The organism is Roseateles sp. P5_E8 (genome assembly GCF_054177665.1).
The window spans coordinates 96,262-117,742 of sequence record NZ_JBGCUM010000013.1; the positions used below are offsets into that span (position 1 = coordinate 96,262).

Here is a 21,481-nt window from a genome sequence, read left to right on the forward strand (position 1 = left end):
GACAATGTGCATTATGTTAAATAAAATCATCTCACCATGACCCACCACTGCGATGTCGCGATCATCGGCGCCGGCACGGCCGGCATGGCGGCTTACCGGGCCGCGCGGGTCCATAGCGACAAGGTGCTGCTCATCGAGGCCGCCCATTACGGCACGACGTGCGCGCGCGTCGGCTGCATGCCCAGCAAGCTGCTCATCGCCGCTGGCGACGCGGCACAGGCGGTGCGCGAGGCCCACCGCTTCGGCGTGCAGACCGAAGCGCCGCGCATCGACGGCCGCGCGGTCATGGAGCGTGTGCGCAGCGAGCGCGACCGCTTCGTCGGCTTCGTGGTCGACACCGTCCAGGGCTGGCCCGAAGCGACGCGGCTGATGGGCCGCGCGCGCTTCATCGACGCCGGCACGTTCGATGTCGATGGCCAGCGCGTCACGGCCAGGTCCGTCGTCATCGCCACCGGCTCGCGTCCGCGCATCCCGGCCGGCTGGCGCGAGCGGTTGGGCGACAAGCTGCTGGTCAATGACGACGTCTTCGACTGGACCGACCTGCCGCAGTCGCTGGCCGTCGTCGGCGCCGGTGTCATCGGCCTGGAACTGGCCCAGGCGCTGCACCACCTGGGCGTACGCGTGCGCCTGTTCTCGCGCAGCGACCGTGTCGGGCCGCTGACCGACCCGGAGCTGCAGGCCCTCTCTCAGAAGCTCTTCACCGAAGCCATGCCGTTGACGCTGAACGCCGCCGCGCTGGACCCGGTGCTGGATGGCGACCAGGTTGTCATTGGCGGCGAGCGCTTCGACGCCCTGCTCTGCACTGCGGGCCGCGAACCCAACCTTGACGGACTCGGCCTGGAGGCACTGAACCTGCCGCGCGACGCCGCCGGCCACCCCAGCCTGGACCGCCACACGGGTCAATGGGGCGACAAGCCGCTCTTCATCGCCGGCGACGCAACGAATGACCACCCGCTGTTGCACGAAGCCGCCGACGCCGGCCGCATTGCCGGCGACAACGCCGCGCGTTGGCCCGATGTGCACCGGCGGCCGCGCCGCGCGCCGCTGGCCGTCGTCTTCAGCGACCCGCAGATCGCCGTCGCCGGTGCCAGCCATGGCGAGCTGACCGCTGCCGGCATCGCCTTCGACACCGGCCGTGTCAGCTTTGCCGACCAGGGCCGCAGCCGCGTCATGCTGGTCAACCGTGGTGGCCTGCATGTCTATGCCGAGCGCGGCAGTGGCCGGCTGCTGGGTGCCGAGATGATCGGGCCAGCGGCGGAGCATCTCGGTCATCTGCTGGCCTGGAGCGTGCAGCGCGGCGACACGGTGCAGCAGATGCTGGGCAACGCCTTCTATCACCCGGTCATCGAGGAAGGCTTGCGCACTGCGCTGCGCCAGTTGCACAACGACCAGCACCTGCCCGACCCGCCTCTCGAGGACTGCCTGGACTGCGACACCTCGGCCGAAGTGGGCGCCTGAGCCCAGTAGGATGACGCAATGAAGAAGTTTGCGACCTGGAACGTCAACTCCCTGGCTGTGCGCCTGCCTCAGGTGCTGAACTGGCTCGCCGCCCACCCCGTCGACGCGCTGGTGCTGCAGGAGACCAAGCTCACCGATGACAAGTTCCCGACGATGGAGATCGGCGAAGCCGGCTACCAGGTGCAGTGGTTCGGGCAGAAGACCTACAACGGCGTGGCGCTGATCAGCCGCGAGCGGGCGGACGACGTCGTCAAGAACATCACCGGCTTTGCCGACGAGCAGGCCCGCGTCATTGCCGGCACGGTGGGCGGTGTGCGTGTCATCGGCGGCTACTTCCCCAATGGCCAGGCGCCGGACAGCGATAAGTTCACCTACAAGATGAACTGGCTGACCGGCCTGCGCAGCTGGCTGGTGGAGGAAATGAAGCAGCACGAGCAGGTCGTGCTGATGGGTGACTTCAACATCGCCCCCGAAGACCGTGATGTCTACGACCCCGTTGCCTGGGCCGGTCAGATCCACTGCACGCCCGAGGAGCGCGAGCACTTCCGTCAGCTCATCGCGCTGGGCTTCACGGACGCCTTCCGCCTCTTCGAGCAGCCGCCCAAGAGCTGGAGCTGGTGGGACTACCGCAACCTGGCCTTCCGCAAGAACCAGGGCCTGCGCATCGATCACATCCTCGTCAGCGAGGCGCTGAAGGGCCGGGTGACGGCCTGCGAGATCGACAAGCTGCCGCGCAAGAACGAGCGGCCCAGCGACCACGCGCCGGTCATCTTGACGATCGACGGCTAGGGCTTTTTCGCCAGGTACCAGGCCACGAGAGCATTGGCGTGCCCGTGGCCCATCTCATGTTCGACCTTGAGCTGATTGACCAGCTCCATGTGCTTGAGCGCCCCGGCCTTGGCGATCACCTGTTCCCAATGCGCGATGGGCTGGCCGTACTTCTTCTCGATGGAGGGAAAGTAGGAGGCGGGGCCTTTGACCTTGTCTTGCGTTGCCATTTGACGTCCTGCGTGGGTTGAGGAGGATGCCGGCCGATGGTCGGCATCCCCTACGACGATCGCGAACCGCCTGATTCGACAAACCGATCCTGCCCCATTGACGTGGAGATCACATGGACAGTCAGTGCCCCAAGGAGGGCGTCGCCTTCAGCCGCGGGTGATTCGCAGCGCGCTGACGTGACGGCTGGGCAGGCGTTCGGGAACGTCCACCTCCAGCGCCTGCGCGTTCTGCCGGAACGGCAGCGGCCCGGCCCCCAGCAGTTCGACCCGGCGCACCGGGCGCGGGTCTTGGGCGCTGCCTTGGCGCAGTGAAGTGATCTTCACGGCCCCCTTGGGCTCGCCGAGCGTGAGCGCATACAGCGCGTCGCCCCGGGTCGTGAAGCGGACGTCCTGCGGCGTGTAGGCCGTGTTTTCCTTGAACGCCCCGCTGGCGGCGCCGGTCGGGCCCTCGCCGTGGACCTTCCACGGCCGGGTGCCGTGGATCGCCTCGCCGTTGACCTTCATCCAGGCCGCCATTTCGGTCAGCAGCACATCCGATTCAGGCGCCAGCGTGCCGTCGGCGCGCTGCACCACGTTGAGAAGCATGTTGCCGTTCTTGCTGACGATGTCGCACAGCATCGTCAGCACCTGCGCGGGCGTTTTGTAGCGGTCGCGCTCGGAGTAGAACCAGTCGCCGTTGGAGGTGCAGGTCTGCCACGGCAGCGGGTTGATGGCATCGAGCACGCCGCGTTCGACGTCCTGCACGCCGACCTCGCGGATGAACTCACCCGAGCCCAGCGACTTGTGGTTGTATACCGCCTGCATCGCCCCGTTGCGGCGGACCGAGGTGTTGAACAGATGCGCAATCGCGGCCCGGCCCACCTCTCCGAACGGGATGCCGCCGTCGGTGTACAGCAGGTCCGGCTGATGGCTGTCGATCAGGTCGACGACGCGGCGATACCAGATCTCGTGGAACTTCGGGTTGGTGGTGTACCAGTCGCCGCCCCGGTTCAGGTACGGGGTGTCGTGCGGCTCGTGATAAAGATCGGCGTTCTCCGGCTTGGCGCCGTCGTAGGCCACGCCCAGTTTGGGCCAGAACTGGTCGCACTGGTGGCTGGTCCACCACCAGTTGTGGCTGGCGCCCAGGTGCTCCGACACGCCAAAGTGCAGCCCTCGCTTGCGCGCCGCGCGGGCCCAGTCGCCCACCACGTCGCGCATGGGGCCGAGCTTGGTGGCGTTCCAGCGGTGGTGCTTGGAGTTCCACAGGTCGAAGTTGTCGTGGTGCATGCCCATCGACACGAAGTACTTCGCACCCGCGGCCACATAGCGGTCCATCAACGCCTCGGGCTCGAAGCGCTCGGCCTTCCACCGCTTGATGATGTCCTTGTAGCCGACCTCCGACGGGTGGCCGTAGGTCTTCACGTGGTGGTCGTAGTGCGGATGGCCGGGCACGTACATGAAGCGGGCATACCAGTCGCCCTGGCCCGGCACGGCCTGGGGCCCCCAATGCGACCAGATGCCGAGCTTGGCTTCGCGGAACCAGCCCGGAACGGACGCCGTCCGCAGCGAATCGGCCGCAGCGTTGAACGGGCCGCTGGACGCCGGCGGCTTGTATGCCGCCGGCGCAGTGTGTTCGCAGCCCTGCGCTTGCGCGACGCGCTCAGCCCCGAGGGCGGTGGCGGCCAACAGCGGAGCGGCCAGGAAGGTGCGTTTACTTAGATTGGACATACGGTTCGAACGCTGTTGTTTGGAGAAAGGCGAGCGCATCAGCATCGCTAATGGCCTGACCAATTTGAACAAAAAACATCATTGGCCTTACCGGAACAAACCCTCAACCTTGGTGTAGGAGGGAGAAGTTGCTCGGCTCCCGCCAGCGATCTAGGCATCGCACCCAAGTGGGCCGCTCGGAGATGGACCGACCTCAGGCCGTCGAGGTCAGATGGCGTCCAGTTGCGCCTGAAATCGATCGAAGAAGTGGCCGACATGCACGCCGTCGCACAGCGCGTGGTGGACGTCGACGGCCACTGGCATCAGCAGCCGACCGCCCTCTTCCTTGAACCGACCGAAAGCCACCTTGGGCCGGTCGTCGCCCACCCCACGCGCGTGGGTGAAAGCGGTGAAAGCGAGCCAGGGCAGCGCGGTCATGTGCACCAGAGTCTCCTCCCGCACGTCACCGGGCTCGTCGGCTGCGAAGAGGTCGCCGCTGGCGCGGCGCACACGCTCGACATTGGGCTTGGCGCGCGCAGCAAAGGCGGCCAACGAGGCCTCGCGCGGCAGGGTCACGAAGCCGAAGCTGCCGTCATCGCGAAGCACCGTGGTGCTGGCATGGATGGCGGCGAACTCGCGCACGCCGCTGCCGTCGGCCAGTATGGACTGGCGCATGCCGTCGACGCTGTTGGCGGCCTCCAGCGCGGCATGGTGGTAGGCCAGCCAGGGTGTGGCGCCATGGCGAGCGGCGCGCTCGCGCAGGCTGGTCACGTCCACCGGCACGGTGACGCTGAAGGCCGGCTGGGCCATGGTGCGGAAATGTTGGAGCGCAGCGCGGCGCGGCCAGTCGGCCAGGGGGATATCACGGTCTTCTTGCATGGGCCCGCATGCTCGCATGCCAGCGCATGAAAAAGCCCAGGTCACTTTCGCGCCTGGGCTTCGAAGGAAGCAGCTCGGGCCGGGCCGTCAGTCGGCGGTGCCCATCTGCCTCATGCCGAAGTCATACAGCGCGCGATGCAGTTCTTCGGCGCGATCCTCGCCCAGGTCATCGACAAGTCGGTCGGCGGGCGTGCTGCGGATCTGCCCGATCTGGTTGTAGCCCAGCGTCTTCGCGCGGTTCAAGGTTCGTGAGGTCAGTGGCAGGCAGTCGAGGGGCGCCTGGTCGGCGAGGCTCAACAGCCGGGCGTAGGTTTCTGGGGAGATGGACACAGTGTCGTCGAGCCCGGACGGTTGGCTTGCAGTCAGATGCCGGGGCTCGCAAAGGGGATCAGGAGGGCGCAGCATCAACCTTGCCGCGCTGGGCGTTCAGACGCCGAAGCGCGGAAGGCCGAGGATTTCGTAGACAAGGTCGATAAGGCTCATGTGTGGCTCCAACAGGGACGAGGCGGGAATCGCTTGCCTGGACTGTCTCTGTTTTTGCCCCCCTAGAAACCTGGCAAGTCTGCTAGGTTGCGTGATTCAAAGAAGGCCGGCGGCAACGCACTTGAGCACCGCCTGATGCTTTGAATTGACGCTGAGCTTGCGCATCGTGTTGCCGAGATGGAAGTTCACGGTCTTCTCGCTCATGCCGAGAATCACGCTCACTTCCCAGGCCGTCTTGCCCTGCGCCGTCCAACTCAGCACGTCCATCTCCCGTTTGGTCAGCTTGGGAAAATCCGCCCTGTTGAGCGCCGGGCTCAGCAGGCGGTCGGCCGCGATCATCGCGTGCGCGCCCAGCAACTGCACGCCGGCCACCAGTTGCATCAGCGCCGCACCCGGTTCGGGCAGCGCCTCTTCGCGGTCCAGCCCGAGCAGGAAGTGCTTGTCGCCCGGCAGATGCAGCTTGACGCCTATGCCGGTCTTGTAGCCATAGGGCGCCTGCTTCTCCCAGAGCTCGCCCACGCCGGCAGCGACGTAGGTGTCCCGGTCATAGATCACAGGCAGGGGCTGGGACATCAGTCGGTCGAGCACCGGGTCGCGCAAGGCGTCCCCGAGGTCGCTCGCCGCGGCCGCATGGCCCTCAGGTGTGTTGCCGAAGGTGCTGCCCCGCACCTCGGGATCAGTCAGCATGCCGCGCAGCAGCACGCCCGAAATGATGGGAAAGCCCATCGCATCCGCAGTGGCAAGAAGGCGGCGCTCGAAGCTCTCCAAGTCTTCGCTCAGACCGACATCGATCAACTGCTGATAGTTCATTTCAGGAACACCCATACCTGCCAAGTCTGCCAGCTTGTCCCACACCCCGCTGTGACTGGAGACTGCCTCTCGTTCGAATCACACGACCGCGAGGTGCTGTCCATGTCAACCTTGATCCGCCTGCCGGAAGGCAGTGTTTGCTGGCCCGTCGCTGCGCTGTCCAGCGCCGCCCAGGATGTCCGTCACGCCCAGACCCGCGTCGTCCGCTCGAGCACGGGCGATCGTTCCGTCGGCGGCATGACGCGGTGGGAGCGCCGCTATGCCGATGTCAATGCATGGGTGGAGTGGGACTGGGTGGAGATGGACGAAGGCACCGTGGTGCAGGCCGACCCGCTGAACGTGCGCTCCAACGTGCTGCTGCTGGATGATCGCGGCCGTCCGCTGCTGTCGTCGCGGCGGCGCGCGACGCTGGCGACGCTGGTCTATCTGCTGCCCTGGCAGGGGCCGGTGCTGGACGAACTCCGTCGCGGCGCGCCGCATCGCCGTGCCGTTAGCGAACCGATGCGTCTGGCCGCCTGAACCCAGGCGACAGCGCCACACGGCGCGTTTGCGCAGAATCGGCGGTTCAACCCCTTGAGCTGCCGCCATGACGAACTCTGCGCCCTTTCCTGACGACATCCTCAGCCAGTGGCGCGCCGACGAGGCCGCCGTGATGCTGCGCCAGCAGCGCGACACCGGCCTGGCCTCGCGCGCCATGCTGGCCGGCAAGACCGGCCTGCAGCAAATGCAGGCCATGCTCGACGGCCTGGCGCCGCGGCCGCCGATCAGCGAGACGCTGGACTTCATGCTGATCTCGGTCACCGACGGCGAGGCCGTCTTCCAGGGCCGACCGCAGTTCAAGCACTACAACCCGCTGGGCAGCGTGCATGGAGGCTGGTTCGCAACCTTGCTCGACTCGGCACTGGGCTGCTCGGTGCACACGACGATGCCCGTGGGCCGGGGCTACACGACGCTTGAGTTCAAGGTCAACCTCGTACGCGCGTTGACCGACCAAGTGCCGTTGGTTCGCGCCATCGGCCATGTCGTGCATCGCGGCCGGCAGGTGACAACGGCCGAGGCCGAACTCGTCGGCCACGACGGCAGGCTGTACGCGCATGCGAGCACGACCTGCCTGCTGTTCGACTTACCGCAGGGCTAAGGTCTCGGCAGCCAGACGCGTGATGCGCGCCCAGTCCTTGGCGTCGATGGCGTCCTGAGGCGTGAGCCAGGAGCCGCCGCAGACCTTGACGTTGGGGAGCTTCAGGAACTGCGGCGCCGTCTCCAGCGAGATGCCGCCGGTGGGGCAGAAGGCCACGTCCGGGAAGGGGCCGCCCAGGGCCTTCAGCAGGTTGACGCCGCCCACGGCGACGGCCGGGAAGAGCTTCAGGAAGCCGAAGCCCGCCGAGTTGGCCTGCATGACTTCCGAGGCGGTGGACACGCCAGGCAGCAGCGGCAGGCCCTCGGCCTTGCAGGCGGCGGCCAGCGCGTCGGTGTAGCCGGGGCTGACGCCGAACTGGCAGCCGGCGTTCTTGGCGTTGATGACGTCCTGCGGACTGCGCAGCGTGCCGGCGCCGACGATGGCGCCGGGCACCTTGGCCATGGCTTCCATGGCTTGCAGGGCGACAGGGGTGCGCAGCGTCACTTCGAGCACGCGCACGCCGCCGGCCACGAGGGCTTCGGCGAGCGGCACGGCGTCTTCCAGGCGCTGGATGACGATGACCGGGATAACGGGGCCGTAGCTGGCCAGGCTCAGGGTTTCAAGCATTTCTTTCCTTAGTCAGTGGAGGCCAGAGCTACTCGCTTCGCTCGGGCGGTCTGGCCCCCAATTGTTCATAGCCAAGTGATGGCGCCCTCTTCGGCACTCAGAACATTGCGTCGCAGACCCGCGAAGAGTTCGCGGCCCAGGCCGTGGGCATTGACCTCGGCTTCCGCCGGTTCGAGCTTGGCGACCTCGCGCGCGGCCCAGTCGGCCTCGCTGACCAGGGCTTGCAGCGAACCGGTGACGGCGCAGACGCGCACGACATCGCCGTCGCGCAGACGCGCCAGCGGGCCGCCGGCCAGGGCTTCGGGGCTGACGTGGATGGCCGCAGGCACCTTGCCCGAGGCGCCGCTCATGCGGCCGTCGGTGACGAGGGCGACCATGAAGCCCTTGCCTTGCAGCACGGCCAGCGGCGGCGTCAGCTTGTGCAGTTCGGGCATGCCGTTGGCGTGTGGGCCCTGGAAGCGCACGACGACGACGACGTCCTTCTCCAGTTCGCCGTTCTTGAACGCGGCCAGCATGGCTTCCTGCGTCGGGAAGATGCGGCAGGGAGCCTCGACGGTGTGGCGGTCCTCCGGCACGGCCGAGACCTTGATGACGGCGCGGCCCAGGTTGCCGTCCAGCAGCTTGAGGCCACCGGTCGCGCTGAAGGGCGAGGCGGCCCCACGCACGACGCCGTCGTCGCTGCTCACGGCCGGCAGGGCTTCGCGGACGACCTCGCCGCCCTGCCCCACTGCATGCGGCACGAAGGTGTAGGGGCGCAGGCTGTCGCCGCCGACGCTGATGACGTCCTCGTGCATGAGGCCGGCGTCCAGCAGCTCGCGAATGACGAAGCTCGGGCCGCCGGCGGCCTGGAACTGGTTCACGTCGGCGCTGCCGTTCGGGTAGACGCGGGCCAGCAGGGGCACGACGGCAGAAAGGTCCGAGAAGTCCGTCCAGTTGATCAGGATGCCGGCTGAGCGGGCCACGGCGACCCAGTGGATCAGGTGGTTCGTCGAGCCGCCGGTAGCCAGCAGCGCGGCCATCGCATTAACGATGCAGCGCTCGTCCACCAGCTTGCCGATGGGCTTGGCGGCTTGGTCAATCACGCGGCCGCTGATGTTCAGCGCGGTGGCGACGGCCTCGCGCGTGAGCGCGGTGCGCAGGTCGTCGTGCGGGTGCACGAAGGCGCTGCCGGGCACGTGCAGGCCCATGGCTTCCAGCAGCATCTGATTGCTGTTGGCGGTGCCGTAGAAGGTGCAGGTGCCGGCACCGTGGTAGGCGGCAGACTCACTCTTCAGCAACTCGTCGCGGCCGACCTTGCCCTGGGCGTAGAGCTCGCGGACCTTGGCCTTCTCGCTGTTCGTGATGCCCGAACTCATCGGCCCGGCCGGCACGAAGACGCAGGGCAGATGGCCGAAGTGCAGCGCGCCGATCAGCAGGCCCGGCACGATCTTGTCGCAGATGCCCAGCAGCAGCGCCGCGTCGAAGACGTCGTGGGTCAGCGCGATGGCCGTGCTCATGGCGATGGTGTCGCGCGAGAACAGGCTCAGCTCCATGCCGGGCAGGCCCTGCGTCACGCCGTCGCACATGGCCGGCACGCCGCCGGCCACCTGCACGGTGGCGCCCAGGCGGTGGGCCTCGATGCGGATCTGCTCGGGGTAGTTCTCGTAGGGCTGGTGCGCCGACAGCATGTCGTTGTACGAGGTGACGACGGCGAGGTGCGGCGCCTTCTCGGCAACGATGCGCAGCTTGTCGTTGGCCGGCATGGCCGCCACCGCATGCGCCACGTTGGCACAGCCCATGCGTTCAAAACCGCGCTGGCGGTTGCCCATCTGGGCGATGCGGGCAAGATAGTCACCGCGCAGCTTGGCGCTGCGTTCGCGGATGCGTTCGGTGACTTCGTTCAGGGTGGAATTCATCTGGGGTCTCCTGGCGCCTCGGTCTCGTAACCGGACCTTGAGAATTTAGGTAACCATATTACTTTGCCGATGCGAGTCTCGGGTTACGGCCTGGGTACCTGAGAAACGCCGAACAAGTCTCTCGCGACGCGCGCATCCTGGCTGCGGGCGCATCGCGGCGTTGCAAATGCTCGCCATAGCAGCGGCTATGACTGCGCTTTGCGCCTTGCGCTGCATCCCGCATCCAGGCGCGCACGTTCGCTCAGACTCATTCGGCGTTTCTCCGTGACAAGATGAAGGCGATGGCATTACAGGCAATCCACATTCCTCACGGCCCGGAGCGCAGCAGTCATCTGCTCCAGCGCACGACGGCCGAATGGCGAGACAGCGGCGACGACCTGCTGCTGTTCGCCTACGGTTCGCTGATCTGGCGGCCGGAGTTTGAGTATGCCCAGGCCCTGCCGGCCAAGGTGCTGGGCTTTCACCGCGTGCTGCGCATGAGCTCGCGCGTGAACCGCGGCTCGCCGCAGCAGCCGGGCCTGGTGCTGGCACTGATTTCGGGCGGCAGTTGCCGCGGCTTGGTCTACCGCATCCCGCGCGCTGAAGGCGAAGCGGTGCTGCCCAGGCTGTGGGCCCGCGAAATGCCCAACGGCGTCTACGAGCCGCGCTGGCTGAACTGCGACACCGATGCCGGCCGGCTGCGGGCGCTGGCCTTCACGCTGTCACGCCAGAGCCCCAACTGGACCGGGCCACTGCATGAGCCCGAGTTGCTGCACATCTTTCAGCATGCGAGTGGCCGTTATGGCACGACGCTGGACTACCTGCTGCGCACCGTTCAGGGTTTGCGCGAGCATGGGATCCGCGACAGGGAATTGGAGCGTCAGGCCCATCTGGCGGCCCGACACGGGCTTTGCGGGCCGCTTTGAGTCAGCTGACCAGCCGTGCGAGGTCTTCTTCGGTGTCGACGTCGATGTGCACACCGGGGTCGTCAACGGCGATAGCCTGGGCCGCATACCGCGCCACGATGCGCCGCGCGCCCTCGTCGCCCTGCAAGGCCATCAGCTCGGAATAAAGCTCCGTGCCAAAGCCCACCGGGTGGCCCTGGATGCCGCGATATTGCGCGTAACAAACGGGGTAGCGCTCCAGCCCTTCGGCCACCGCCAGGATGGTCTCGGGCTGCACCAGCGGCATGTCCGCCGGCAGGATGAGCCAGCCATCGGCGCCACCCGCCGCGCTGACCCCCGCCACGATGGAATGCCCCATGCCTATTGGGTGCGGCCGGCCTTGGCCGTCGTGCTCGGGCAGCGTCACGACATCGCGCGCGGCGATGAAACGGTGCACGGAAGGCGCCAGCGCCGCAGTCGTCACGACGACCACCGGCAACCGTGTTGCGATGGCATGGCGCAGCGTGCGGGCCAGCAGGGTGTCGGCGCCGTTTGTGCCTCCCAGCTTTTGTTCCAGCTTGTGTCCCGAGCCGCGGAATCGAGTGCCGCGTCCTGCGGCAAGCACGACAACGGCGGGGCGTCGTTTGATCATCAAGGGGTCTGCTCAAATTTGCTGCAGTGCGCAAGCATGCCGGTCGCGTCTGCCATCTAGAAACTGGGGCGTTCACTTAAGGGAAGGTCTGCATACTGAGGGAGGGCATCAGGCCTGGCGTTGGGCCCGCGCCGGGGCGAATTGCGGGGTGGGGCAAGGCGCCTGCGAGGCGTGTGGCGGGCCCACACAACAAGCGGGCAACACCGCAGCACCCCGCAATTCGCCCCGGCCCTCCGGGTTTGGCCTGCAAGAGGCTGAGTCGTTGTTGCACGTGCTCGCAATGCAACCAGCATTGCTCCGCCGTGCGCCTAGACTCAGCCTCTTGCAGGCCCAACGCGGGCCCAACGCCAGGCCTGATGATCTCCCGCATGAGCAAGTTGAGTGATTTCCGCAAGAGCTACGAACTGGGCGAACTGGACGAAGCCGAGGCCGCAGATGGCCCGCTGGCGCTGTTCAATCGCTGGATGGACGAGGCGATTGGCCACGACATCTCCGAGCCGACCGCAATGACCGTGGCGACCGTCGGCGCCGACCATCGACCCTCGACCCGCGTCGTGCTGCTCAAGGGCTGCGATGCGCGCGGCTTCGTCTGGTTCACGAACTACGAAAGCCGCAAAGGCGAGGAGTTGGCAGGCAACCCATTCGCCGCCCTGCAGTTCCATTGGGTGGAGACGGAGCGGGTCGTGCGCATCGAGGGCCGCGTGGAAAAGACCTCGGCCCAGGAATCGGATGACTACTTCAAGAGCCGGCCGCTGGATTCGCGCCTGGGCGCCTGGGCATCGCCGCAGAGCCGCGTCATCAGCTCACGCGCGGTGCTGGTGGCCAATGCGGCCAAGGCGGCGCTGCAGCATGGGCTCAACCCGGACCGGCCGCCGCACTGGGGCGGTTATCGCCTGGTGCCGGAGCGTTTCGAGTTCTGGCAGGGCCGGCGTTCGCGGCTGCATGACCGGCTGGTGTTCAGCCGGGACGCGGACCGCTGGGTTCGCGAGCGCTTGGCGCCCTAATTGACGGCGTTGCCGTCTTCCACGCGGTAGTAAAGGCCGTAGGGATCGTCCATCAGCACCGCCAGCACGCCTTCAACGACGACCGGCTCCAGCGTGTAGCGCACCGGCTTCTTGGTGCGCACCTCGACCATGCCCTCGGGCCCGGCCGGCACGCAGAAGGAACAGCTCGTCGGCACGGAGGACAGCAGGAAGTGCTGTTGCTTGTCGCCCGCCTCCAGCGGCGTCATGAAGCCCTGCACCTTGACGGTCTTGCGGTCCAAGGCCTGCACGGCGGCGGGGAAGGTAGGAATCAGCTTCTTCTTCTCGGCCTTGGCGGTGACCTGGGACAGCAGCTTCCAGGACAGGATGTCGGCCCGGTCTTCCAGCGGCTTGAAGGGGCTGCGCGGGTCGTGATAGCCAGCGCCCTGGCCGATAGGCGGGGGTGTTTGCGCGAACACGGCCGTGGTGGACAGGCAGAGCGCGAGAAGGAACTTGAACTTCATGATGGCGGGATTGTCGTGGTCAACGCGGAGCTTGCAGCAGCGTCGTGACATCCAGACGATAGGCCCGCCAGGCCGGCCACGCGGCAGCCAGCAGCGCAGGCCCTGCGGCCAGCAAGGGCACCAGCCATTCGGCCTCGCTGAAGCCCAGGGGCCCCAGGCGCAGCGACTGGCGTTCGGCCAGCAGCCGCTCCAGCAACGCGACGAAGCCGTGCCCCGCCGCCAAGCCCAGCACGGTCGCCAGGCCCGCCAGCAGCAACGCCTCCAGCGCGATCAGCGTGGCGACGCGGCGGGCCGGTGCACCCAGCATGCGCAGCATGGCCAGGTCGCCCTGGCGGGCGCGCACCGCATGCAGCAGCGCAACCCAGACGGACAGCCCGGCGGCTGCCAGCAGGACGATGCCGAAGCCGCGCAGCACCTCGGTGCCGGCGCCCACCAGCCGCATCAGCCGCGCGGTCTCCAGCGCTGGCGCGGCGGACTGCAGGCCGTCTTGTGCATTGACCCAGCGCGGCAGCATGGCGGCTGCCAGCGGGCTGCGGTAGCGCACCAGGGCCAGCGTGATCTCCTTGGGCTCGTCCTCGTCGGCGGCGGCGTGGGCGTGGGCGGTGTGATGGACTTCATGCACCTCCCACACCGAGGCCAGGTCGGTCAGCACGAGGCGGTCCAGCACGCTGCCCGATTCGGCCAGCACGCCGACGACCTCGAACTGGTGCTCGCCATGTGCGCCGCCACCCGACGCCAGGCCGTGGCTGCCGGCGAAATGGTCGCCGACCTTGAGCCCGCTGGTGCGCGCCACCTCCGCGCCCAGCACGGCCTGCATGGGCTTGGTCCACACGGCGCCCGAAGAGATCTTGGCGTCGTAAAGATCGATGTAGTCCGGCGTCGTACCGGCGATACGGTAGCCGCGGAAGGAGTCGCCCAGCGACAGCGGCACGGCCTGGGCGACGAGGGGTTGTGCCTTGAGCAGGTCCAGCGTGGCGAGCGGGATGTTGCCGGTCGGCGCGTCGAGGTGGAAGACGCCGGCCAGCATGATCTGCATCGGGCTGCCCTTGGCGCCGACGACGAGGTCGATGCCGGCGAGGTCGCGCTTCAGACCGGCCTCGACCTGGGCGCTGGCGCGCAGCACAAAGGTGACGGCGGCCAGGCCCAGCGTCAGCAGCAGCAGGTTCAGCGCCGTGGTCAGCGGGCTGGACCAGAGATAGCGCCAGGCGAGGCGGATCATGTCGTCCCTTCGTCCAGCCAGTAGCTTGTCCGATTCCCTGTGGGCAAGGCGGACGAACCGCCAGGCAGCTTGCCCCGCAGCACCACTTCCGCCACGTCGTCCCGCGCACTCAGCGCCTCGATGACGCGGCCATCATGGCTGGCGATGACCAAGGTGCAGCCTTCGCGCTCGGCGGCGTCCAGCAGCAGGGCCAGCATGTGCAGCGTGTGCTCGTCGTCCAGGCTTGCGCTGGGCTCATCGGCCAGCAGCAGGCGCGGGCGGCGCATCAGCGCACGCGCCAGGGCCACGCGCTGGGCCTGGCCGACGCTGAGCTGGTGCGGCCGGCGCGCGGCCAGCTCGGCAATGTCCAGCGCGACCAGCAACTCGGCAGCGCGGTCGGGGTCGGCGCCCTGCCCTGCGGCCAGCGCCGGCAGCGCCAGGTTTTCGGCCACCGTCAGCGCCTCGCTCAGGTGCAGGCGCTGCGGCACGACGCCGAGGGTCGCGCCGCGCCAGGCGTCCAGAGCACGCGGGCTTAAGGCCGCCAGGTCTGTCCCTGCGACATTCAGCTCGCCTTGCTGCACGCGCAGCAAGCCCGACAACAGCGCAAGCAGCGTCGACTTGCCCGAGCCCGAGGCGCCGCGCAGCAGCAGATGGCGGCCGGCGCCCAGCGAGAAATCGGCGTAGCGGATGGCCTCCGGCGCGCCGGCGTATTGATGTGCCAGCCCGCCCCAGGACAACATCACTTCACCAGGCGCTTGAAGCTGGACAGGAACTTGTCCACCTTGCCCGCGACGACGAAGGCGCAGTAACCCTGCTCCGGGTTGCGGGCGTAGTAGTGCTGGTGGTAGGCCTCGGCTGGGTGGTGGTTGGCCTCGGGCAGCAGTTCGGTGACGACACGGCCGCCATGGTGGTCGTTGGCCTCCTTCAGCACCTCGGCCGCCAGCTCGCGCTGGGCCTCGGTGTGCCAGTAGATGGCCGAGCGGTATTGCGTGCCGACGTCGGCGCCCTGGCGGTTCAACGTGGTCGGGTCGTGAATGGTGAAGAAGACCTCCAGCAGCTCGCGCAGCGAGACCTCGGCGGGGTCGAAGTCGACGCGCACGACCTCGGCATAACCGGTCTTGCCGCCGCAGACCGCCTCGTAGCTGGGCGCCGGGCCCTGGCCGTTGCTGTAGCCGCTCTCGACATGGTGCACGCCGCGCACCCGCTCGTAGACGGCCTCCAGGCACCAGAAGCAGCCGCCGGCCAGGGTGATGCGTTCGAGATTGGGGGCAGACATGGATGACCTTTCAATGGGCGCCGAGGGATAGCTCGACATGGGGGCGCCAGCCAGCCTGGCAAGCCCCGTTGCAGAGCTTTGGTGCGGCCAGGAAGACGCGGGCATTGGGGGCGCCACGGGCCAGCAGCGCGTCGCGCACGGCCACAGCGCGAGCGGCGGCCAGCTGGCGCAAGGCTTCGTCGTCGAACTCGTAGCTGGCCATCAGCAGGCCACGCATCTGGGCGGGTGGCAAGTCCTTGGTCAGGCCGAGGACGTTGCGGGGCTTGTTGGGCAGCTTGGTGGCTTCATACAGACGTTTGAGCGCCGCCTCGGGTGTCGCGGCCGTCTCGCCCTTCAAGGCCGCCGCCAGCCGCTGCTCACGCAGGGCCGGCACCTCGGTCTCGGAGTCGGCCCAGCCGGTCAGCGTGAGCTGCACGCCGGCCTTGTCGGCCAGCTGTTTGGCGATGCGGTCGAGCTTGTCGGTGGCGCCCAGCTCCGCACTGGCAGGCGCGAAGGCAATCTCGGCTTCCTCGGCCGAGTCGCTGCCGGTGAACAGCGAGAAAGGCGACGTGAGCGCCTTGCCGATGAGGTTGAGGAAGAGCTTCCACGCCAGGCCGGCGACGCTGAAATCTGGATCGTTCAAGGAGCCGCTGACGGGCAGATTGACGTCGATGACGCCATTGCCGTCCTTCAGCAGCGCGGCAGCAAAGCGCACCGGCAGCGAGGTCGCGTCGGGGCTGTCGACGCGCTCGCCGAAGGTCAGCTGGTTCAGGATGATCTGGTTGCTGGCCACGAGCTGGCCGCCGGGTTCGACCTTGTAGTTCAGCCTGGCCGACAGCTTGCCGCGCTCGATGGCATAGCCGGCGTACTTGCCGGCGTAGCCTGACAGTGGCGCCAGCTCGATGTCCGTCGCGTTGGCCTGCACGTCCATGGCCAGCGGCGCGCCGGGCTTGAGCTGGCCGTCGATCTCCAGCAGGCCGGTGCCGGCAACCTTGCCGCGCACGGTCAGCGGCGCCATGGCCGCGCTGGTGGACGAGAAGGCGCCGAGCGAACCCTGCAGCTCGGTCAGCCGGGCGCTGTAGCTGGGCTTCACGAAGCGGTCATTGAAGTCCACCGTGCTGCGGTTGACGCGGATGCGCTCGATGGCGAACTCCAGCGCCGGGGAAGACGCGGCGGCAGCAGGTGCGGACGCCGCCTCGGCCGGGCCGATGTCGCGCAGGTTGAAGCGGCCCTGCTCGTTGATGATGAGGCGGGCATAGCCATCGTCCAACTGAGCCTCGCGCACGGCCAGGCGCGGCGGCGCGCCCGGCGCCAGAGCCAGCTTGACGCCGCCGAGCTGCAGCATCTGCCAGCTCAGCAGGTCTTCGCCGACGACGCGCTGGCCGTCGACGACGCGGGCCTGCGCCAGGGCCAGCGGGCCAATGTGCGCGTCACCGCCCAGCGTGGCCTGCCAGGCGCCGCTGGCCAGGCGTGTCGTGTCCAGGTCGGCCTTGAGCCCCAGTTCGGCGCGCTGCATTTGCAGGCCCCAGGCCGGGTCCAGATAGGCGTTGAGCAGGCGCAGCGGCAGCGCCTGGGCCTGCAGGTTGCCGCTGGCCGACAGCGGCGCCAGGCCGATGCGACCGTTCCATTGCAAGCTGCCGGCGCTGGCGGCAATGGGTTGGTCGTTGTCGCCAAGCTCAGCCAGCTGGGTCGTGAACTGGGCCTGCAGCGGCGGGGTGGCGGGCCAGGCAAGTGCGCCAAGCTGAAGGCGCAGTGGCTCGATGGCAAGCGCGACAGCTGCCACGCCGGGCGGCACGGCGGCATCGCGCCAGCGCAGCGCGCCGCGTTCGACCTGCAGGGCGGCGAGCTGCAGCTTCCAGGCCGGTGCGCTAGCCGAAACGGCGGGCTCGGCCGGCAGCAGCGGCGCGAGGTTGAGGCTGCCATCGGCCTCGCGGGCGAGCTGGGCACKCGGCGCGTCCAGCGTGAGTGTGCCCAGGCGCAGCGAGCGGCTGCCGGGGTCGACCTCGGCGTGGTCGAGCCGGGCGGAGGCGAGAGTCAGCAAAGGTTTGACAGACAGGGCCAGACGCAAGCCACTGACCTGAAGCTCGCTCAGCGTCAGCTTGGCGCGGTCAGCGGCGCCGCTGACCAGCGGGTCCTGGAGGCTCAGCGCCGCCTTGGTGGAAACGGCGGCCACGAGTTTGGCGCCGGGCGGCAAGGGCAACCAGGCGGCCAGGCGTTCAATGGCCAGGCCTTGCAGCTCGGCCTCGGCCTCCAGCGCCTCTGGCGACAGCCTGGCCTGCGCGGTCAGCGTGCCCTCTCCCAGGCGCAGGCTGGCGTCGAGCTGGGTAGGCGCCTTCAGCGGCCAGGCGGCGGCGGCGAGCTTGATCTGGATGGCGTCCAGCTCAAACTTGCCGACGTTGAAGCGGCCATCGTTGACTTCCAGCCCCGCCACGCTGATCTGCCAAGGCGCGCCGCCACCCTGCCCTGAGGCCGTCGACGCTGGCGACACTGGCAAGGGCCGCAGCCACACGCTGGGCGAATCCAGCACGATCCGGCCGAACGCGAGCTGGCGCCGCAGCGGCTGCGCGTCGGCCAGCGGCAGGCTCAGGTGCTTGAGGCCGAGCAGCGGCTGGCCGTCGGGCTGGGTCAGGGACAGCTCGTGCAGCTGCAGCCCGCCGCTGAGCTTGACGCCGGGCGGTTGTTTGGGCCGCTCGGCAAAGTCCAGCGCCACGTCGACGTCGAGCCGACCGCCGGCCAGGCGCAGCGGCAGGCTTTGCGGCACGTAGGCCGCCAGCGGCGCCAGGTCCAGGCCGGCCAGCTTGAAGGACAGTCGCCCGCTGGCATCGTCTTCGAACGGCAGCGCTTCGGCACGGCTGTCGAAGGCGACGCCGTCGAGCTTGCCGCTGAGTTGCGGCTGCACCTTGACCTTCACGTCCGACGCCAGCGTCGACACGAACGGCAGGGCCAGATGCAGGGCCGCCAGCTCGTGCTTGCGCTGCACCGGGCGGTCGTCGAAGAGCACGCGGCCGTCGGTCAGCTCGATGTTGTAGACGGCGAACTCGGGGTCTTCACCTTCCGGCGCGCCGGGCTTGGCAGCAAAACGCTGCAGCAGGTCGTCGAAGTCGTAGTGCCCCTCGGCGACGCGGGCGAGGCGCAGCTCGGGGCGGGTCAGTTCCAGGGATTCAACGACGGCGTGACCACGCAGCAGCGAGCGCAGCGACAGGGCGGCATCCAGCTTCGCGAGCGTCAGCAGCGGGGGCTGGCCGGCAGGGCCGGCGATGCGCAGGCCGTCGATGACGACGGCGAGCCGCCAGGGCTGGAAATGCGCCTGCTCGATGCTCACCGGCCGGCCCAGCGCCTCGCTGGCCAGCGCCACGCCGCGTCCGGCGATCCAGCCCGGCAAGGCCAGCGTGACGATGATCAGCAGGAGTGAGACCAGGGCCGACAGCGAAACCAGCGTCCAGAGGGCAATACGAACGGGGGAACGGGAGGCTGTCGTCATGGCGGACGCATTATTCATGTCGGCGATGATGCAAATGTGAGCTTCGCCCTCGACTATTCCGGCTTCAAGACCCTGTTGCTCGCCGCCCTTCTGCCGCCGGCGCCGATGCTGATGCTGGCGGCCTGGGGTGGCTGGCGCCTGAAGCGCAGCCGGCGTGGCAGCGGCTGGATGTTGGGGCTGGCGCTGGCGCTGGTCTGGCTGTCGACCACGGAGGCGGCGGGCGAGCTGCTCAGCCAAGCCGCCGGCCAACCGCCGCTGTTGCGCCCCGCCCAGGTGGACGCGCTGCGCGGCCGCAAGGATGGCGCGGTGCTGGTGCTGGGCGGCGGTGTGCGGCGCTACGTCCCCGAGTTCGGCTACGGCCGCGCGGGCGACATCACCGGCGAGCGTCTGGCCTACGGAGTCTGGCTGGCGCGGCGCAGTGGCTGGCCGCTGGGGTTTTCTGGCGGCGTCGGCTGGACGGCGAAGGAGCTGCAGCAGTCAGAAGCCAGCATCGTCGCTCGCATGGCGGCGCAGGACTACGGCCTGCCGTTGCGCTGGGCCGAAGGCAGTTCCCGCGACACGCGCCAGAACGCCGCCAAAACGCTGCCGTTGCTGGCGCAGTCCGGCGTCAGGCACATCCTGCTGGTCACGCACGAGGAGCACATGGCGAGAGCGCTGCGCGCCTTTGAAGCCGAGGCAGTGCCGCTGGGGATCAGCGTCCGCCCGGCGCCGGTGGGCCTGAGCGCGGAAGGCCAGTTCAATTTCGACGACTGGTGCCCCTCGAGCGGCGGCTTCGAGCGCGTGCGCTACGTCGTCTACGAAGCGCTGGCCCGGTTGGGCGGACGCTGAAATTAGAAACCCCGCCGGGCTTGGAGGCCGGGCGGGGTCGGGTGGCTAGGCCACCATGGGGCTCAAAGGCGATTTGCCGATGGGCTCCTGGCGCGCAAGGGATTGCGCCAGAGGTTGTGCCTGAAAAGGCATCTCAACAGTAGGCGAGCGCCGTCAGGCCTTCAAGAAGAGTTGCCCGAATAGCTCGTCGGCCCGTTTTGTGACTTCGGGCGGCAACGTGATGCCACGGCCCCATTCGCGGCTGGTCTCGCCCGGCCACTTGTTGGTCGCGTCCAGCCCCATCTTGCCGCCCAGGCCACTGACGGGTGAGGCGAAGTCCAGGTAGTCGATGGGCGTGTTGTCCACCAGCGTGGTGTCGCGCACCGGGTCCATGCGGGTGGTGATGGCCCAGATCACCTCCTGCCAGTTGCGCGTGTCGATGTCGTCGTCCACGACGACGATGAACTTCGTGTACATGAACTGGCGCAGAAAGCTCCAGATGCCGAACATCAGCCGCTTGGCATGGCCGGGGTAGGCCTTCTTGATCGAGACGACGGCCATACGGTAGCTGCAGCCTTCGGGCGGCAGGTAGAAGTCGACGATCTCGGGGAACTGCTTCTGCAGGATGGGCACGAAGACCTCGTTGAGCGCCACGCCCAGGATGGCGGGTTCGTCCGGCGGCTTGCCGGTGTAGGTCGAGTGGTAGATCGGGTTCTTGCGCTGGGTCTGGCGGCTGATCTCGAAGACGGGGAACCAGTCCCGCTCGTTGTAATAGCCGGTGTGGTCGCCAAACGGACCCTCAAGCGCGTGCAGGTAGCCGCCCTTCTCCTTCAGCGGCACGCCGCGCGCGCTGACGCCGGTGTAGCCGGGCGCGGCGGTCGGGATGTGGCCCTCCAGCACGATTTCGGCCGAGGCCGGCGCCTGCAAGGGCTGACCGATGCCAACGCCGGTGTTGACCAGCTCGGTGCGGGAGCCGCGCAGCAGACCGGCGAACTGGTACTCGGACAGGCTGTCCGGCACCGGCGTCACGGCGCCAAGGATGGTGGCCGGGTCGGCGCCCAGGGCCACGGCGATGGGAAATGGCTCGCCCGGATGCGCCAGCGCGTGGTCGCGGAAGTCAAGCGCACCACCCCGGTGCGCCAGCCAGCGCATGATGACTTGGCGAGGGCCGATGAGCTGCTGGCGATAGATGCCGAGGTTCTGGCGCGTGCGGGTCGGCCCCCGCGTGATGACCAGACCCCACGTGATCAGGGGGGCTGCGTCGTCCGGCCAGCAGGTCTGGATGGGCAGGCGGCCGAGGTCGATGTCGCTGCCTTCGAAGACCTCTTCCTGACAGGCCGCACGACGCTGCACGGCGGGCTTCATGTCCCACAGCGCCTTGGCCATTTGCAGCAGCTTGCCGGCGTCCTTCAAGCCCTTGGGCGGGTCGGGTTCCTTGAGGCTGGCCAGCACCCGCCCGACATCCCTCAAATCGGCCAGAGACTCAGCGCCCATGCCGAGTGCGACGCGACGCGTTGTCCCGAAAAGATTGGTCAAGGCGGGGGTGGAAAACCCGGCTGGCGCMTCGAATAGCAAGGCCGGTCCGCCGGCCCGCAGGACGCGGTCGCTGAGAGCCGTCATCTCCAGCACGGGCGAGACTTTTTCACGCACTCGTTTCAGTTCGCCAAGCCCTTCCAAGCCGGCGATAAAGTCCCGCAGGTCGCTGTATTTCATAACCAAAAGTAGTTTGGATTGGCCGAAACAACCTTGACTGGTTATCTTCGAACCGTAAAATCTGGCCACTTCG

21 protein-coding genes are annotated in these 21,481 nt (G+C 68.1%); 7 read left to right on the forward strand and 14 right to left on the reverse strand.

Translation table 11 applies throughout. The annotated features are described in order from the left end of the window. Positions 1 to 36: 36 nt before the first annotated feature. Positions 37 to 1,458: a dihydrolipoyl dehydrogenase gene (locus tag ACXRVZ_RS10395; protein ID WP_457424159.1), complete on the forward strand. Its 1,422-nt coding sequence runs from the start codon at positions 37 to 39 to the stop codon at positions 1,456 to 1,458. Positions 1,459 to 1,476: 18 nt separating this feature from the next. Then, positions 1,477 to 2,247, forward strand: coding sequence for an exodeoxyribonuclease III (xth, locus tag ACXRVZ_RS10400; RefSeq protein ID WP_457424157.1), 771 nt, complete (start codon positions 1,477 to 1,479; stop codon positions 2,245 to 2,247). Here xth and ACXRVZ_RS10405 read toward each other — a convergent pair. The 5 genes from ACXRVZ_RS10405 to ACXRVZ_RS10425 form a co-directional block, all read right to left on the reverse strand. Continuing rightward, the gene (locus tag ACXRVZ_RS10405; RefSeq protein ID WP_457424156.1) at positions 2,244 to 2,456 is read right to left on the reverse strand and encodes a DUF4287 domain-containing protein; all 213 of its coding nucleotides are present in this window, start codon (positions 2,454 to 2,456) and stop codon (positions 2,244 to 2,246) included. The two genes, xth and ACXRVZ_RS10405, sit on opposite strands and share 4 nt — an antisense overlap. 147 nt (positions 2,457 to 2,603) lie before the next feature. Next, positions 2,604 to 4,163 carry an alpha-L-fucosidase gene (locus ACXRVZ_RS10410; RefSeq protein ID WP_457424154.1) on the reverse strand — a complete coding sequence of 520 codons (1,560 nt, stop codon included), beginning with the start codon at positions 4,161 to 4,163 and terminating at the stop codon, positions 2,604 to 2,606. Between the two features lie 207 nt (positions 4,164 to 4,370). Beyond that, positions 4,371 to 5,021, reverse strand: coding sequence for a CatA-like O-acetyltransferase (locus tag ACXRVZ_RS10415; RefSeq protein ID WP_458232392.1), 651 nt, complete (start codon positions 5,019 to 5,021; stop codon positions 4,371 to 4,373). 87 nt (positions 5,022 to 5,108) lie between these two features. Continuing rightward, positions 5,109 to 5,426, reverse strand: coding sequence for a hypothetical protein (locus tag ACXRVZ_RS10420; RefSeq protein ID WP_458232393.1), 318 nt, complete (start codon positions 5,424 to 5,426; stop codon positions 5,109 to 5,111). A 174-nt stretch (positions 5,427 to 5,600) separates the two neighbouring features. Further along, a complete protein-coding gene (locus ACXRVZ_RS10425; protein WP_457424148.1) occupies positions 5,601 to 6,359 on the reverse strand; it encodes a helix-turn-helix transcriptional regulator in 759 nt (252 codons plus the stop codon). A 57-nt stretch (positions 6,360 to 6,416) separates the two neighbouring features. Between ACXRVZ_RS10425 and ACXRVZ_RS10430 the strand changes: the two genes are divergently transcribed. Further along, on the forward strand, positions 6,417 to 6,833 hold the full coding sequence (locus ACXRVZ_RS10430) for a hypothetical protein (protein ID WP_457424146.1): 417 nt from the start codon (positions 6,417 to 6,419) through the stop codon (positions 6,831 to 6,833). A gap of 67 nt (positions 6,834 to 6,900) precedes the next feature. After that, on the forward strand, positions 6,901 to 7,452 hold the full coding sequence (locus ACXRVZ_RS10435; RefSeq protein WP_457424144.1) for a PaaI family thioesterase: 552 nt from the start codon (positions 6,901 to 6,903) through the stop codon (positions 7,450 to 7,452). Here the strand turns inward: ACXRVZ_RS10435 and eda are convergent. Further along, positions 7,438 to 8,058: a bifunctional 4-hydroxy-2-oxoglutarate aldolase/2-dehydro-3-deoxy-phosphogluconate aldolase gene (eda, locus tag ACXRVZ_RS10440; RefSeq protein ID WP_457424142.1), complete on the reverse strand. Its 621-nt coding sequence runs from the start codon at positions 8,056 to 8,058 to the stop codon at positions 7,438 to 7,440. The two genes, ACXRVZ_RS10435 and eda, sit on opposite strands and share 15 nt — an antisense overlap. Before the next feature lie 65 nt (positions 8,059 to 8,123). Continuing rightward, positions 8,124 to 9,953: a phosphogluconate dehydratase gene (gene edd, locus ACXRVZ_RS10445; RefSeq protein ID WP_458232394.1), complete on the reverse strand. Its 1,830-nt coding sequence runs from the start codon at positions 9,951 to 9,953 to the stop codon at positions 8,124 to 8,126. Between the two features lie 281 nt (positions 9,954 to 10,234). On the opposite strand from edd, the gene ACXRVZ_RS10450 reads away from it, so the two are divergent. Next, entirely contained in the window at positions 10,235 to 10,858 is a 624-nt protein-coding gene (locus ACXRVZ_RS10450) for a gamma-glutamylcyclotransferase (RefSeq protein ID WP_457424138.1), read from the forward strand. A 1-nt stretch (position 10,859) separates the two neighbouring features. Here the strand turns inward: ACXRVZ_RS10450 and ACXRVZ_RS10455 are convergent, their stop codons facing one another. Beyond that, positions 10,860 to 11,468, reverse strand: a complete 609-nt coding sequence (locus tag ACXRVZ_RS10455) for a nucleotidyltransferase family protein (protein ID WP_457424136.1) — start codon at positions 11,466 to 11,468, stop codon at positions 10,860 to 10,862. Between the two features lie 356 nt (positions 11,469 to 11,824). Between ACXRVZ_RS10455 and pdxH the strand changes: the two genes are divergently transcribed. Beyond that, a complete protein-coding gene (pdxH, locus tag ACXRVZ_RS10460) occupies positions 11,825 to 12,472 on the forward strand; it encodes a pyridoxamine 5'-phosphate oxidase (RefSeq protein WP_457427605.1) in 648 nt (215 codons plus the stop codon). Here the strand turns inward: pdxH and ACXRVZ_RS10465 are convergent. Genes ACXRVZ_RS10465 through ACXRVZ_RS10485 form a run of 5 tightly spaced genes read right to left on the reverse strand, consistent with a single transcriptional unit; the run spans position 12,469 to position 18,906 of the window. Next, a complete protein-coding gene (locus ACXRVZ_RS10465) occupies positions 12,469 to 12,954 on the reverse strand; it encodes a DUF3299 domain-containing protein (RefSeq protein WP_457427607.1) in 486 nt (161 codons plus the stop codon). The two genes, pdxH and ACXRVZ_RS10465, sit on opposite strands and share 4 nt — an antisense overlap. 19 nt (positions 12,955 to 12,973) lie before the next feature. Further along, entirely contained in the window at positions 12,974 to 14,173 is a 1,200-nt protein-coding gene (locus ACXRVZ_RS10470; protein WP_457427609.1) for an FtsX-like permease family protein, read from the reverse strand. Continuing rightward, entirely contained in the window at positions 14,170 to 14,892 is a 723-nt protein-coding gene (locus tag ACXRVZ_RS10475) for an ABC transporter ATP-binding protein (RefSeq protein ID WP_457427611.1), read from the reverse strand. Before ACXRVZ_RS10475 ends, ACXRVZ_RS10470 begins: the two co-directional genes overlap by 4 nt. Further along, positions 14,892 to 15,428 (reverse strand): peptide-methionine (S)-S-oxide reductase MsrA, encoded by a 537-nt coding sequence (msrA, locus tag ACXRVZ_RS10480; protein ID WP_457427613.1) that lies wholly within the window; start codon positions 15,426 to 15,428, stop codon positions 14,892 to 14,894. Before msrA ends, ACXRVZ_RS10475 begins: the two co-directional genes overlap by 1 nt. Positions 15,429 to 15,438: 10 nt before the next feature. Continuing rightward, complete coding sequence (locus ACXRVZ_RS10485) at positions 15,439 to 18,906, reverse strand: DUF748 domain-containing protein (RefSeq protein ID WP_458232395.1); 3,468 nt, start codon at positions 18,904 to 18,906, stop codon at positions 15,439 to 15,441. Positions 18,907 to 18,924: 18 nt separating this feature from the next. Here ACXRVZ_RS10485 and ACXRVZ_RS10490 point away from each other — a divergent pair, with 18 nt between their 5' ends. Continuing rightward, positions 18,925 to 19,716 (forward strand): YdcF family protein, encoded by a 792-nt coding sequence (locus ACXRVZ_RS10490; protein ID WP_457427617.1) that lies wholly within the window; start codon positions 18,925 to 18,927, stop codon positions 19,714 to 19,716. Between the two features lie 153 nt (positions 19,717 to 19,869). Here ACXRVZ_RS10490 and ubiD read toward each other — a convergent pair whose 3' ends face one another. Then, positions 19,870 to 21,408, reverse strand: coding sequence for a 4-hydroxy-3-polyprenylbenzoate decarboxylase (gene ubiD / locus ACXRVZ_RS10495; RefSeq protein ID WP_458232396.1), 1,539 nt, complete (start codon positions 21,406 to 21,408; stop codon positions 19,870 to 19,872). Positions 21,409 to 21,481 lie beyond the last annotated feature (73 nt).

What these genes read in the sequence shown, in the direction of transcription:
- ACXRVZ_RS10395 (WP_457424159.1), top strand. Translation starts at nt 37, where the DNA reads ATGACCCACCACTGCGATGTCGCGATCATCGGCGCCGGCACGGCCGGC.
- xth (WP_457424157.1), top strand. Translation starts at nt 1,477, where the DNA reads ATGAAGAAGTTTGCGACCTGGAACGTCAACTCCCTGGCTGTGCGCCTG.
- ACXRVZ_RS10405 (WP_457424156.1), bottom strand. Translation starts at nt 2,456, where the DNA reads ATGGCAACGCAAGACAAGGTCAAAGGCCCCGCCTCCTACTTTCCCTCC.
- ACXRVZ_RS10410 (WP_457424154.1), bottom strand. Translation starts at nt 4,163, where the DNA reads ATGTCCAATCTAAGTAAACGCACCTTCCTGGCCGCTCCGCTGTTGGCC.
- ACXRVZ_RS10415 (WP_458232392.1), bottom strand. Translation starts at nt 5,021, where the DNA reads ATGCAAGAAGACCGTGATATCCCCCTGGCCGACTGGCCGCGCCGCGCT.
- ACXRVZ_RS10420 (WP_458232393.1), bottom strand. Translation starts at nt 5,426, where the DNA reads ATGCTGCGCCCTCCTGATCCCCTTTGCGAGCCCCGGCATCTGACTGCA.
- ACXRVZ_RS10430 (WP_457424146.1), top strand. Translation starts at nt 6,417, where the DNA reads ATGTCAACCTTGATCCGCCTGCCGGAAGGCAGTGTTTGCTGGCCCGTC.
- ACXRVZ_RS10435 (WP_457424144.1), top strand. Translation starts at nt 6,901, where the DNA reads ATGACGAACTCTGCGCCCTTTCCTGACGACATCCTCAGCCAGTGGCGC.
- eda (WP_457424142.1), bottom strand. Translation starts at nt 8,058, where the DNA reads ATGCTTGAAACCCTGAGCCTGGCCAGCTACGGCCCCGTTATCCCGGTC.
- edd (WP_458232394.1), bottom strand. Translation starts at nt 9,953, where the DNA reads ATGAATTCCACCCTGAACGAAGTCACCGAACGCATCCGCGAACGCAGC.
- ACXRVZ_RS10450 (WP_457424138.1), top strand. Translation starts at nt 10,235, where the DNA reads ATGGCATTACAGGCAATCCACATTCCTCACGGCCCGGAGCGCAGCAGT.
- ACXRVZ_RS10455 (WP_457424136.1), bottom strand. Translation starts at nt 11,468, where the DNA reads ATGATCAAACGACGCCCCGCCGTTGTCGTGCTTGCCGCAGGACGCGGC.
- pdxH (WP_457427605.1), top strand. Translation starts at nt 11,825, where the DNA reads ATGATCTCCCGCATGAGCAAGTTGAGTGATTTCCGCAAGAGCTACGAA.
- ACXRVZ_RS10465 (WP_457427607.1), bottom strand. Translation starts at nt 12,954, where the DNA reads ATGAAGTTCAAGTTCCTTCTCGCGCTCTGCCTGTCCACCACGGCCGTG.
- ACXRVZ_RS10470 (WP_457427609.1), bottom strand. Translation starts at nt 14,173, where the DNA reads ATGATCCGCCTCGCCTGGCGCTATCTCTGGTCCAGCCCGCTGACCACG.
- ACXRVZ_RS10475 (WP_457427611.1), bottom strand. Translation starts at nt 14,892, where the DNA reads ATGTTGTCCTGGGGCGGGCTGGCACATCAATACGCCGGCGCGCCGGAG.
- msrA (WP_457427613.1), bottom strand. Translation starts at nt 15,428, where the DNA reads ATGTCTGCCCCCAATCTCGAACGCATCACCCTGGCCGGCGGCTGCTTC.